The organism is Embleya hyalina, assembly GCF_003967355.1.
GTDB lineage: Bacteria > Actinomycetota > Actinomycetes > Streptomycetales > Streptomycetaceae > Embleya > Embleya hyalina.
Genome location: NZ_BIFH01000044.1, coordinates 61930 through 74816, shown reverse-complemented (window position 1 = coordinate 74816; position 12887 = coordinate 61930). Strand labels below are relative to the sequence as shown.

The 12887-nt window shown below is 71.2% G+C and carries 10 protein-coding genes; 1 reads left to right on the top strand and 9 read right to left on the bottom strand.

All coding sequences use genetic code 11. The annotated features are described in order from the left end of the window. Positions 1–50 precede the first annotated feature (50 nt). From EMA17_RS43105 to EMA17_RS43095, 3 genes are all read right to left on the bottom strand, one after another. Positions 51–494: a cyclic nucleotide-binding domain-containing protein gene (locus EMA17_RS43105; RefSeq protein ID WP_126642693.1), complete on the bottom strand. Its 444-nt coding sequence runs from the start codon at positions 492–494 to the stop codon at positions 51–53. A gap of 230 nt (positions 495–724) precedes the next feature. Further along, positions 725–1249 (bottom strand): DUF1877 domain-containing protein, encoded by a 525-nt coding sequence (locus EMA17_RS43100; RefSeq protein WP_126642692.1) that lies wholly within the window; start codon positions 1247–1249, stop codon positions 725–727. Positions 1250–1509: 260 nt separating this feature from the next. Further along, complete coding sequence (locus EMA17_RS43095) at positions 1510–2523, bottom strand: saccharopine dehydrogenase family protein (protein WP_126642691.1); 1014 nt, start codon at positions 2521–2523, stop codon at positions 1510–1512. An 85-nt stretch (positions 2524–2608) separates the two neighbouring features. On the opposite strand from EMA17_RS43095, the gene EMA17_RS43090 reads away from it, so the two are divergent. Further along, positions 2609–3199, top strand: coding sequence for a TetR/AcrR family transcriptional regulator (locus EMA17_RS43090; protein ID WP_126642690.1), 591 nt, complete (start codon positions 2609–2611; stop codon positions 3197–3199). 142 nt (positions 3200–3341) lie between these two features. Here the strand turns inward: EMA17_RS43090 and EMA17_RS43085 are convergent, their stop codons facing one another. The 6 genes from EMA17_RS43085 to EMA17_RS43060 form a co-directional block, all read right to left on the bottom strand. Then, positions 3342–4139, bottom strand: coding sequence for a GntR family transcriptional regulator (locus EMA17_RS43085; protein ID WP_218043245.1), 798 nt, complete (start codon positions 4137–4139; stop codon positions 3342–3344). Positions 4140–4276: 137 nt separating this feature from the next. Further along, positions 4277–5710, bottom strand: coding sequence for an MBL fold metallo-hydrolase (locus tag EMA17_RS43080; protein WP_246127267.1), 1434 nt, complete (start codon positions 5708–5710; stop codon positions 4277–4279). A gap of 97 nt (positions 5711–5807) precedes the next feature. Next, entirely contained in the window at positions 5808–7043 is a 1236-nt protein-coding gene (locus tag EMA17_RS43075; RefSeq protein WP_126642689.1) for an NAD(P)/FAD-dependent oxidoreductase, read from the bottom strand. A 151-nt stretch (positions 7044–7194) separates the two neighbouring features. Next, complete coding sequence (locus EMA17_RS43070) at positions 7195–9576, bottom strand: FdhF/YdeP family oxidoreductase (protein ID WP_371863132.1); 2382 nt, start codon at positions 9574–9576, stop codon at positions 7195–7197. A 158-nt stretch (positions 9577–9734) separates the two neighbouring features. After that, positions 9735–10253 carry an SHOCT domain-containing protein gene (locus EMA17_RS53535; RefSeq protein ID WP_160161773.1) on the bottom strand — a complete coding sequence of 173 codons (519 nt, stop codon included), beginning with the start codon at positions 10251–10253 and terminating at the stop codon, positions 9735–9737. Positions 10254–10341: 88 nt separating this feature from the next. Then, positions 10342–12876, bottom strand: coding sequence for an ABC transporter permease (locus EMA17_RS43060; protein ID WP_160161772.1), 2535 nt, complete (start codon positions 12874–12876; stop codon positions 10342–10344). Positions 12877–12887: the final 11 nt, after the last annotated feature.

Genomic DNA, 12887 nt, shown 5'->3' with positions numbered 1-12887 from the left:
AGGCGGCCTTGTCGCACGGCCGTTCGCGCCGTACGTCGCGGTACCGCCTACTATTCGATCCTGCCGAAATCCGCTCCGGGCCCGTACACCTTGCGGCGGTCCCCCGATCGGCGGGTCCGGCGGTGGGCGAGACCGAGAAGCCGGCCCACGGTGAGCGGCCCGCCCTCCGCGTCGCCGTAGGGGGCGGCCTTCGCCAACATCTTGGACACCGCCTGCTGACCGACACCCGCCACGTCGGCGATGCGCTTCTGGGACCACCCGAAAAGTTCGGAGAGCGTCGGGGCGAGGGCGGCTCGCTGCTCGGCCGCTTGCCTCCCGTCGGCGATGCGCCTGTTCAGGTCGGCGAACCGGTCGGCGGCGTACTCCTCCTTGAAGCGCCGCGCGGGATGGGCTTCGAGGATCGCGTCGATCTCGTCGTCGGTCGCGCCGTCGGGGAGGACGGAGGCGGTGTAGCCGTAGGGCGGCGTGACGTCGTCGTCCTCGGGGCTTTTCATGGGAACTCCGTTCCGGGAAGCACGCTTCAGCCGATGACAACCTGGTTGTATCGCGCCACCCTCCCTGATCACAATCGGGTTGTCCGGCAGCGCCTGGCCGGTTCGTGGCTCACGGAGTCGGGGCCGCGGACACGGCGTCGCGTGTGTGGTTGCGTCCGCCTTTGGGGCCGACACGGTCGGCCACCCGAGCTCGGGCTTCCCGCGGGGCTCGCCCGAGGTGAGGGTGTCGGTCAGTCACACCAAAGCACGATGAGCAGCTGCTGCCGGGCCGCGTCGAAGTAGAACTCACGCAGGGCGTTGAAGTGTTTCGTCAGGTACTCCTTGGGGCCGCCGATGATCTGGTCGGCGCCGTGGCCGATCAGGGAACCGGCCTGCCGGCCGTCGGCCGGCAGGACTGCGAGGAGAGCCGAGATGTCGATGCGTCCGAGCAGTTCCGCGACGTCGGCCACCTGAGCAGCGGACAGGGCGGTGGGTGTGGGCCCGAAGGGACCGATTTCGTGTGGGTGCGTGTCGAGGAAGCCCACATCGACGGCGGTGTCGCCGTCGGTGGCCCGGCGAAGCGCGTCCATGCGGATGCTGTCGAGCCCGGCCAAATCGCCGACCCGCTGCAGCAAGGGAGGGGCCCAGTCCAGATCCAGCACATCCGCCGACGGTGGATCCCAGTGCGGATCGCCGTCCGCGGACGTGGCGGCGGACCGGCGGCAGGCGGCGAGGTATTCCACCGGGACGCGGGCGAGTTGCTGGGTAACGGCCACGACGACAGTATCCCGACGACGTCCACCGACTTTCGGGCCACGCCGGGGGGACTTCCGCGACGAACTCGCCGACGCGCACGCCCGCATCGACGGACTGCCGAACGCCCCGGCCCGACCTCGCCGAGCCACTGCACGGCCCGGTGCGCGGTGCGGCAGGGGCGTGCTCGACGAGTCTCGGCGGACCGGGTGCTCGGGGATGGGTGCTCGGGGGCGTGGGTCGGCGGTGGGTGTTCGGGTGGGGTGTCTTGGGTGATGGGTGTTTATTGGTTGCCGGGGGCGTCTATGAGCTTGGCGCCGGTTTCCGTCAGACGTTCGGCCGTGTAGGACACGTCGAGCAGTGCCTCGGGGGTGTGGATGCCCGGCGGTACGGCTTCGCCGCGCAGGCCGAGCAGGCGTTCGACGCCGAGGGCGATGCCCAGGGCGGTCAGCGGTCGCTGCCCCTGCGGATGGACGAGGTAGCGGTGCAGGCTGCGCGGTTGGCCTCCCGGGCCGGTTCCTTCGACGTCGATCCGGACCTCGAGTGAGGCGGGGCCGCCGCGGCGCCGACGTGCGGACTCGCCGACGGCGAAGTCGAAGCGGACGTTCGGCGCTCCCGTCGCCAGCGCGAGACTCGGCACGTCGAGGATGGCGATGCTCCGGCCGGGCACGAGGATCCCGTCGGTACTCGGCACGGCCGTCCGCGCATCGGGTTCGGCGACCCAGGTGAACACGCCGTCGCGGCGGATCAGTCCGGCCGAGGTGGCGGTGGCCCATCGCTCCAGATCCGCCAGCCCCGCGGGGCCGCCGGCATCCGACTCGTCCAGGACGGCGCCGATCCGGATCGTGTCGATCCGTTCGAACTCCCTCGCGGCGTACAACGTCGCCAGAACGACGATCCCCGCGCAGAAGTGACTCGCCACCAGGACCGGTGAACCGCCCGGCCGTTGGGCACTCGCGACGATCTCGGGCGCGATGTCCACCAGGCCGCTGGAGATGCTCAGGTATGGCAATCCGCGTTCCTGCGCGTACCGCAGCCCCCGCAACCGGTCGTCCCACAGCGCGGCGACGACCGCCAGGTATTTCCCGTCGGTCGGCAGGCCCAGATCCCCGCGCCGCAGGTCGACGGTCGCGGCCGTGGCCTCGCCGAGTTCGTCGGCGACCCGCTGCGCGCGGTCGAGGTCGCGGCCGGCGATCGTCAGGGGCAGTTCCGGGTGCCATCGGCGCAGCACGGCGGCGGCGCCCGCACCCGCCTGCCCCGAACCGCCCAGGATCAGGACCGAGTTGGGCCGTCCCATGGTGGATCTCCTTCGCAATCATTGACCTACATTTTGTAACCTACGCTTTGTAACATAGTCTGGGAGGCCACAGCAAGGGAGGACCATGGCGACCACACCGACCCGCCTGTCCAAGCCCGCCAGACGGGAGCAGTTGCTCGACACCGCCATGGCGATCGTGCGCGCCCGGGGCGCCGACGGACTCACGCTGGTCACCCTCGCCGAGGCCGCGGGCGTCAGCAGGCCCATCGTGTACGACCACTTCGGCACCCGCCCCGGCCTGCTGCTCGCGCTCCACCGGCGACTCGACGAACGCCACCGGGCCTCGGTCACCCGGGCACTGCGCGACGCCGCGCCCGCCGCCGAGGAGGTCGCCCGCGTCATCGGCACCGCGTACTTCGCCTGCGCCACCGACATGCCGGAGCTCAACGCCGTTTCCGCGGCGCTCAAGGGCAATCCGGACATGGAGGCGGGCGGACAGGAGACGGCCGACAACCACGCGGACCTGATGACCGCCGCGCTGCGGCCGTACACGGATCTCGAGCCCGACGCCCTTCGGCTGCGCTGTGCCGCCGTGCTGGGAGCGGCCGAGGCACTCGCCACCGAACTCAACCGCGGGCGGGCCTCGGTGGATGATGTGGTCGACGCGCTGACCGGCCTGATCGTGGGTGGACTCGAGACCGGGACCGACAGCTAGTGTCCGGCGCCGGACGAGACGGCCTCGAGTCGGCCGTCGGGTTCCCGGTGTCGGGCACCCAGGACTTCGTCGGTGTGCGATCGGTGGCAGGTTCCCGGTGTCCGAGGACGGCGGGCTCTCGTGGGGGCGTTCCCGGCGTGGGTCACGCGGGTCGGTGCCGGGCTCCGGTGCGGTGTTCTTCGCCTGCGAGGTGGTAGCCGTCGCGGTCGGAGAAGTCGGCGGTGACGCAGAAGCGGTCTGCGCGGACCAGGGTTTGGCGCCACTCCACGATCCGGCCCTGCCAGCTTCCCGCGCGGTCGATCGCGAAGACGGCCGTGCCCTTCGGGCACGCGAGCAATCGGTGTTCGGCGGGGTTGGGTACCAGGGCCCGAATGCGCTCCCACCCGCCCATGACGCGGATCCCGCAGTGTCGCGCGAGTTCCGCGTACAGGCCCGTGTGCGTGAAGTCGGCCTTCAGCAGCGGGGATGCCAGATCCGCGGGCAGCCATACCCGGTCGACCGCTAGCGGTTCCTCGTCGGCCAGGCGCAGTCGTTCCACGTGGACGAGCGGCGTGGACTCCTCGAGCCCGAGCCGGGCGGCCGCGACGCCGTCGGCTCGCCGGTCCAGGACCCGGACCGTGCTGCGTTGGACCGAACCGATCCGCTCGACCGCGTCGAAGAGGCTGTAGGCGTTGCCGATGTGCTGTTCGATGGGGGCGGCGGGTCTGGACACCCTGCCGCGTCCGGCGATGACGTGTCCCTCGCTGCGGAGCTTGCGCAACGCCTCGCGGACGGTGTGGCGACTGACGTCGTACTCGGCGACCAGGGCGTGCTCGCCGGGGAACGCCTCGCCGAACTCGTTCGCCGCGAGTCGGCGGCGCAGGTCCTCCCGCAGTTGGGCCCACAGCGGGACCCGGCTGGTGCGGTCGAGCGGTGTGGGCCCGGCGCCCTGCACTGTCACTTGCCGTCCCCTGGGTGCGTGGACCGGGCTTGGGTCGGCACGACTGTACGATCGCCGGCGCGGGGCGGGCAAGCCGAAAACGATCGTGTCGCCTTGCCGCGTGGTCGGCCCGAGGGGAATCCTCTCCCCCGGGCGGCTCACTCCCCCGGTGCGTGTCCGGCGTGGGAGTCGTCGTCCGCGCGCGTCGGTCGGTCGGCCGGGTACCGGGCCCGCCACGCGGCGAAGCCGCCCCGTAGGTCCGCGACCCTCGTGAATCCGCGGGCCCGGAGCGTGGAGGCGGCCACCGAGGAGCGGGTCCCGCCGGCGCAGAAGATCACCGTGTCCCGGGTCGGGCTCAACTCGTCGATCCGGGCCGGGAGTCGCGACAGCGCGATGTGCGTCGATCCCGCGATCGTGCCGTGTTCCCGGATCTCGCCGAGGTCCCGGACGTCGACGAGCAGGGTTTCCCGGCCGAGCGCCGCGACCTCCTCCGGGGTGAGCCGGTGCGCCCGGGCCCGCGCCCGCTCCGGGATCTCGGCCGGGCTCGAACCCAGGCCGGCCACCACGTTGTCGAAACCGACGCGGGCGAGGCGGTTGCGCGCCTCGATCTCCGTCCCCGGGGCCGAAACGAGCAGCAGGCAGGCGTCGGCGTCGAGTATCCCTCCCGCGAGGCCGGCGAACCTGCCGGCGAGGGCGACGTTCAGGGACCCGACGACATGGGCGTCGGCGAATTCGTCCGGGTCCCGGGTGTCCAGCACGACGCATCCGGCGGCGCGGGCGCTCAGGAAGTCCGCGGCCGCCAGTAGCGGGACGGGCTCGGCCTCGTCGAGGAGCGGGCGGTGTTCGCGGTTGCGAGCCGCGACCCTCGCGAAGTAGGTCGGTGCGGCGGATTGCCCCGCGCAGACCACACGCACGAACTCGTCCTCGGCGAGGGGGGCCAGCGCGTAGTTCGAGACGCGCTGTTCGCCGATGGTGCAACTGGTCTTGGAGGAAAGGTTCTTGCCGCACGCCGACCCGGCGCCGTGGGCGGGATACACCCCCGTCGGGTCCGGCAGGTCCAGGAGCCTGCGGGTCGATCGGAACAGCGCGCGGGCCAGGTCGGTGGCCGACCACCCGTTCGCGCCGAGCAGGTCGGGGCGCCCGACGTCCCCGACGAACAGGGTGTCCCCGGTGAGCACACCGAAGGGCACCGCGTCGCCCGCCGCGGCGCGAACGACGACGCAGATCGACTCGGGGGTGTGGCCGGGGGTGTGCAACACCTCCAACTCGACGTCGCCGAGGGAGATCCTGCGGCCGTCCTCCAGGAGGTCCACCTCGAACTCGACCGAGACCGGCGACCCGTAGGAGATTCGCGCACCCGTGCGCGCGGCGAGTTCCAGGTGGCCGGAGAGGAAGTCGGCGTGCACGTGCGTCTCGATCACGCGCTCGATGGTCAGTCCGTGGTGGTCCGCATCGGCGAGGTACTCCGCCACGTCCCGTCGCGGGTCCACGACGACCGCGCGACCGGTGCCCCGGTCGCCGACGAGATACGAGGCATGGGACAGGCAATCCAGGTAGTACTGCTTGAAGAACATCCGGTCGATCCGTCGCATCGAGGCGCCCCTTGGCGGTGTCGGCGGACGTGCGGGGCCACCCGCCTCCGGGCGGCGGCGCGCCGACGCCGGACGGCGGTGGGAGGCGGCTCGGGGCTCAGGCCCGGCCGCGGAGCATCAGGTTCCAGTAGAGGAAGGGCAGCCCGCGACGCTTCAGGTGCCACATGTCCGTGCGCTCGCGAACCGTGTCGATGAGGGGGATCGACGGCGTCGGCTTCTTCGAGTAGTCGAATTCCGCGAGCAACACCTTGCGCCGGGCCGTGGTCAGCGGGCACGAGGAGTAACCCTCGTAACGCGCCCGCACGGGCGACGCGTTCATGGTCGCGACGAGGTTTCGCACGACGACCGGTGCCTGCTTGCGCACGGCCGCGCCGGTCTTGGAATTCGGGGTGGAACCCACGTCGCCGAGCGCGAAGACGTCGGGATAGCGCGTGTGTCGCATGGTGTGCCTGTCGACGTCGACGTAGCCCGCGGGGTCCTCGGGATCCGCCAACGCGCTCTTCTTGATCCAGTCGGGCGCGCTCTGCGGGGGCACCACATGGGCCATGTCGCAGGGGAGTTCGCTCTCGACCCCGGTGGCGTTGTCCCGGATCACGACGCACTTGCGGTCGGAGCGGACCCGGGCGACCTCGCTGCCGAAGTGCACGTTGATCCCGTACCGGGCGACGACGTCGTCGAGGACGCGGGAGAACTCCGGGACACCGAACATGGTCGGCGTGGGGAGCACGAGGTGCACGTCGATGTCGCGGAGACGGCCCCGCGCGCGCCAGTGGTCGGCGGCGAGGTAGGCGATCTTCTGTGGGGCTCCCGCGCACTTGATCGGGCCGGACGGCATCGAGAAAACCGCCGAACCGGACTTGGTCGCGCGGATGAACCGCCAGGTCAGCGGGGCGAGTTCGGCCAGGTAGTTGCTCGAGACCCCGTCCCGGCCGAGGGTTTCCTCAAGCCCCGGGATCCGTTGCCAGTCGAGCTGGATGCCGGCGCACACGACCAGGTACGCGTACCCCACGATCGATCCGTCGTCGAGCGTCACCTCCCGCGCCTCCGGGTCGACGGCGACCGCGCCGCGGCGGATCCATCGCACCCGCGCCGGCATCACGGACCGCTGGGGCCGCCTGCTCTCCTCGATCGGTGCGCGGCCGCCGCCGACGAGCGTCCACAGCGGCTGGTAGTAGTGGTCCGACGCCGGATCGACGACCGCGATGTCGGGCACACCGGCGCGGACCAGACGTGCCGCCACCGAGATGCCGGCGCTGCCGCCCCCCACGATGACGATGCGGTGCCGGTGCCGTGTGGTCACAGTACGCCCCCGTCGCTCGTAATGTACGGACATATAAAGCTAGGCATACGGCCCTCCGGGGACAAGGGATCCCGGCGAAAGTCCTTTGAATGTCCGGACATTCAGTCGAGTCGGGGAGACCATGCGGCCCCGGGACGTGGACGGCGACGTCCTCGTGGAACGCCCGCCCGTCGGCCCGCGACCGTCACTCGACCGTCGGCGTACGCGTGTGGGCCGTGGGTGTGGGGGTCACCGTGATGTCGAGGTGTTTCATGATCGGCTGGTCGCTCTGGGTGGAGTGGTCGCCGATCGCGCACAGCACGTTCATCTCCGGCATGTAGCCGGCCGCGCAGCCTCGGGGCAGGTCGTAGGGGATGGCGAGGTAGCCGTGCAGGGAGCGGGTGGAGCCGTCGCGGGCGGTGGCGGTGATGTCGACGGGGTCGAACCCGGCGAGGCCGCGTTCGCGCATGTCGTCGGGGTTGAGGAAGACCAGCGTGCGCAGGTTCTTGACGCCCCGGTAGCGGTCGTTGTCGGAGTAGATGGTGGTGTTCCACTGGTCGTGCGAGCGCATCGTGCCCAGTACCAGGGTGCCGGGAGCGGGCAGCACGTCCGGGAGTGGTGCCGCGGAGAACTCGGCCTTCCCGGACGGGGTGAGGAACACGAGTTCGCGGGCGGGCTGCTTGATCCGGAAACCCAGCGGCAGGCGGACCCGCCGGTTGAAGTCCTCGAAGCCGTCGAGCACCTTCGCCATCGTGTCGCGGATCCGGTCGTAGTCCTCGACGTACCACTCCCACGGTGTGCCGCTGTCGGGCAGCGCGGCCCGGGCCAGGCCGGCGATGATGGCGGGCTCGGAGAGCAGGTGCGGGGAGGCGGGTCTCCTCTTCATGCCGACCGACAGGTGGACCATGCTCATCGAGTCCTCCACCGAGGTGGCCTGGAGGCCGCCGCGCCGGCGGTCCTGCTCGGTGCGGCCCAGGCAGGGCAGGATCAGTGCTCGGCGGCCGTGCACGAGGTGGCTGCGGTTCAGCTTGGTGGACACGTGCACCGTCAGCTCGCATCGGCGCAGCGCCTCGCACGTGTAGGTGGTGTCGGGTGCGGCGAGCGCGAAGTTGCCGCCCATGCCGACGAACACCCGCACCTCGCCTCGGGCCATCGCCTCGATGGTCGCCACCGTGTCCTTGCCGGGTTCGCGCGGCGCGTCGATTCCGCAGACGTCCGAGAGGCGGTCGAGGAATTCCGGTGCGGGCCGGTGGTCGATGCCGCAGGTGCGGTTGCCCTGCACGTTGGAGTGCCCGCGCACCGGCGAGGGGCCCGCGCCCTCGCGGCCCAGGTTGCCGCGCAGCAGCAGGACGTCGACGATCTCGCGGACGGTGTCGACCCCGTGCTCGTGCTGGGTGATGCCCAGGCACCAGGAGAAGATCGACCGGTCGGCCTCCCGGTAGATCCGGGCGGCGTGCAGGATCTGCTCGCGGCTCAGGCCGCTCTGTCGTTCCAGTTCCTCCCACGGCGTGCGCTCGCACAGCTCGCGGTAGGCGGCGAAGCCGGTGGTGTGTCGTTCGATGAACTGCTCGTCCAGCGCCTTCGGGTCGTGCGCGGACTGTTCCAGGACGGCCTTGGCGATGCCGCGCAGCAGCGCCATGTCGCCGCCGATGCGGACCTGCAGGTTGAGGGTGCTGGTCGCGGTGGCTTTGAACAGCGCCATGTCGGTGAACTCGTGCGGCACGATGGTTCGGGTCGCGGCCGCCTCCACCAGGGGGTTGACGTGCACGATCTGTGCGCCGCGCCGGTGGGCGTCGGCCAGCGCGGTGAGCATTCGGGGCGCGTTGGAGGCCGCGTTGACGCCCAGGATGAACAGCGCGTCGGCGCTGTCCCAGTCCTTCAGGTCGGCCGTACCCTTTCCGGTGCCCAGCGCGGCCCGCAGGGCCCGCCCGGAGGCTTCGTGGCACATGTTCGAGCAGTCGGGCAGGTTGTTGGTGCCCAGCTCGCGGGCCATCAGTTGGTACAGGAACGTCGCCTCGTTGCCGAGCCGCCCGGAGGTGTAGTAGGCGGCCCGGTTCGGGTCGTCCAGGGCGCGCACCGTCTCGCCGAACAGGTCGAACGCCTGCTGCCAGCCGATCGGCACGTACCGGTCCGACTCCGCGTCGTACACCATGGGTTCGGTGAGCCGGCCCCGGCTCTCCAGTGCGTGGTCGCTCCACCGCGCCAGTTCGGTGACGGTGTGCCGCGCGAAGAAGTCCCGGTCCACCCGCTTGCGGGTCATCTCCCAGGTGACGTGTTTGATGCCGTTCTCGCAGATGTCCAGGTGCAGGCCCTTGGTGTCGTCCGGCCACGCGCACCCCGGGCAGTCGAAGCCGCCGTTCTCGTGGTTCATCCGCTTGATCGCCCGGGGGCCGTCCAGCAGCGCCCGCTCACGCACCAGGAGCTCCGTCACGCTCTTCGCCGCGCCCCAACCCGCCGCCGGATGGCGGTAGGGCGCGAACTCCGGCGGTCGCGCCGGGTCCGCACCGCCGCTCGGCTCGCGCGCCGCCGCCGGGTCGTCGTCGTGCGACCCCGTTCCCGGGTTGTCGCCAGCGTGCACGGCACTCACCTTCCTCGATTCGGGCGGCGGACGCCGCCGTGCGGCGTCCGCTCGTGGAATCCACCGGTTTCCGTCTCCTTCCAGGAAGCCGGCCGGGAGGGCATCGCGCATCCCGTGTCACCCGGGTGGACAGCCGCCCGTGGTGACGAGGTACGGATCCTGTGCCTTCAGCCGCCGACGAGCCGCTTCTTGGCCTGGCTGAACTCCTCGTCCGTCAGCGCACCATGGCGGTGCAGGAGGGCGAGGCGTTCGAGTTCGTCGAGCATCGCGGATCCACCCGGCGAGCGGGCGAGCGTCGCCGCCTCGACCGCGTGCCGCACGTCCGCGGCGGTGACGGCCTCGCGCAGCCTCGCGGCGAAGGTGTCGGCTTCGCCGACGTTCTCCCAACTGTGCGCGCCGCCGACGCCGGTGATCCTGAGTACGTTCCCGGTGAGCCGGGACCTGGTGACCCGGACGTCGGTGATACCCGCCAGGGGCACCACCGTGGTCGGCCTGCCGTCCTTGGCGTAGATCAGCCGGTGGGTGGTGAGCGCCAGGCGTCCGTTGCTCCACTCCTGGCGGGCGCGGGCGGAGGTCGTCCATACGGGGGCTTCCCCGGGCACTGCGGTGGTGTCGGCAGCCTGTGTCACGGTGTTCGTGCCGTCGAACAGGTCCGACGCCAGGTCTGCCAGAACTTCCCAGTCCATGATCATCACTTTCCGTTTCCGACTCGAATTGCCGTGTGGAGACGGCCCCGACCGCGCGGATCGTGCGGTCGGGGCGCGGGTGTCGTGTCTAGTCGGTGCGCAGGGCGGTGAGGACGTCGAGTTTCGCGGCGCGCCGTGCGGGCCACGCCGCGGCGAGGACGCCGACGATCGCGGCGAGGATCAGGAAGATCAGCACCCTGTCCCAGGGGATCACCACGGTGAGGTCCTTGGTGGAGCGGGCCATGCCCTTGGTGCCGCCGACGCCGGCGATCAGGCCGAGGACGACGCCCAGCAGGCCGCCGAAGAGCGAGATGATCAGGGATTCCAGGCGGATCACCCGTCGGGTGCGGCGTCGGTCGAGGCCGATGGCACGCATCATGCCGATCTCGCGGGTGCGTTCGAACACGGACATCGCGAGGGTGTTGACGACGCCGAGCACGGCAATGACGATCGCCATCGACAGCAGGCCGTAGACGATGTCGAGCATGATGTCGAAGAGTTTGTTGAAGTCCTTGCGGACCTCCTTCGACGTCTGCACGTTGATCGCGGGGCTGTTGCCGACCGCCTTGCGGAGCGCGTCGCGCATGCCGTCCCCGTGCCGGGGCGCGACCTTGGCGAGGAGGAAGTCGTCGCCGACGACGTCGATGTGCGGTGCCAGCGTCCCGAGCGAGACGGTGAGGGCGCCGAGCAGCGGGGCCCGGTCGTAGATTCCGCCGATGGGCAGGTGGGTCCGTTGTCCGTCGGGGAAGGTGACCGCGACGGACGTCCCGACCCGCCACGCGCGGTCGTCGGCGGTCTGCTTGGACACCAGCAGCCCGGTCGGCAGCGACTGGGGGCCGCCCTGGGTGAACGTGGTCGCGAGCACGGAGAACGCGCTCGCGGGGTCGACCGCGGTGAGGTCGAATTCCTTGCCGTCGACGGTCGCCCGTGCCGTGCGAACGGGACTGACCGCGGTGACACCGGGCACCTTGGCGACGGTGGCGGCGATCTCCGGTGCCAGTGCCTGCCCTTCCGCCGACGAGCTGAGCACGAATTCGGCGGTGATGCCCTTGGAGAGGGTGCGGTCGACGAGGTGCTTGAGCGAGGTGCTGAAGACGGTCAGCGAGGTGACCAGCACCATCCCGATCATCAGGGCGGCCGCGGTGGCGGCGGTACGGCGCGGGTTGCGGGCGGCGTTCCGGTACGCGAGCCGACCCTCGACGGGGTACACGCGCCCGAGCAGCGCGCCGAACACGCGGATCACGGGGCCGGAGACGAGCGGGGTGAGCACGATGACGCCGACCAGGAGGATGCCCGCGCCGCCCATCACGGTGAACACCTTGGTGTCGCCGGTGGCCGAGCCCTTGATGCCCGTGAGGAGCACGGCGCCGCCGAGCAGCATCGTGATCGCGCCGGCGATGCCGCGCCGGCGCAGGCTCGACGTGGTGGGTGGCAGGTTCGTGCGCAGTGCCGCGACGGGCGGGATCTCGGCGGCCCGGCGCACCGGCAGCCACGCGGCGAGGAGGGTGACGCCGATGCCGACGGCCAGGCTGAGCAGGGCGGTCGTGGGCGCGACGACGGTCGGTCCCGGGGTGAGGTCGGCGCCGACGGTGTCGAGGATCGCGCGCAGGCCGACGGCGAGTGCGATGCCGATGGCGAAGCCGCCGAGGCCGGCGACGACGCCGACCGCGAGCGCCTCGCACATCACGGAGCGGGTGACCTGTGTGCGGGTGGCGCCGATGGCGCGCAGCAGGGCGAGTTCGCGGGTGCGTTGGGCGACGAGCATGGAGAAGGTGTTGGCGATGATGAAGCTGCCGACGAACAGGGCGATGCCGGCGAAGACCAGGAGCAGGGTGCGCAGTGACGCGATCTCCTTGTCCACCTTGTTGCGGTCGTCCCGGCGCAGCGCGTCGCCGGTGAGGGCTTCCGCGCCCTTGGGGATCAGCGGGGCCGCGGCGGCGCGGAGTTGCTCCTGCGAGGTGCCGGGTCGTGCGTGCAGACGCAGTTCGCTGTAGACGCCGGGTTCCAGGTAGAGCTCCTGGGCGGTGGCGGTGTCGAGGAGGGTGAGCGATCCGCCGGCCTCGACGGCGGCGCTGTCGGTGGTGAAGACGCCGACGACGCTGCGGTCGAGGACGGGGCCGCGCGCGACGATCCGGATCCGGTCGCCGACCTTGTACTTCGCGGCCTTGGCGGTCCTGGTGTCGAGCGCGACCTCGCCCGCCTTGGCGGGCAGGCGTCCGGCGGTCAGGGTGTACCTGGGGTCCTTGCCGTCGGGGCCGGGCAGTGCGTTGGCGCCGGTCGCCTTCGATTTTTTGCCGACGAGTCTGCCGTCGCGGTCGACCACGGCGGTGAAGCCGGTGACGTGGCCGGTGACCGAGGCGGCGCCGGGGAGCGCGCGGAGTTTGCCGACGAGGGCTTCGCTCAGGGGTGGGGTCTGGAGGTGGTCGACGGAGTGCTTGGTCGCGCGGACGTCGACCGAGATGCCGCGGTGCTCGCGCAGTGCGGCGTCGGTCATGGCCGCCTTGAGGGTGTCGCCGAAGACCAGGACGGCGGCCACGAACGCGACGCCGAAGACGACGGCGAGCGCGGTGAGGGCCAGGCGCACCTTGTAGGCGACGAGGTTGCGCAGGGATGTGCGAAGCAAGGTCGCGTCCT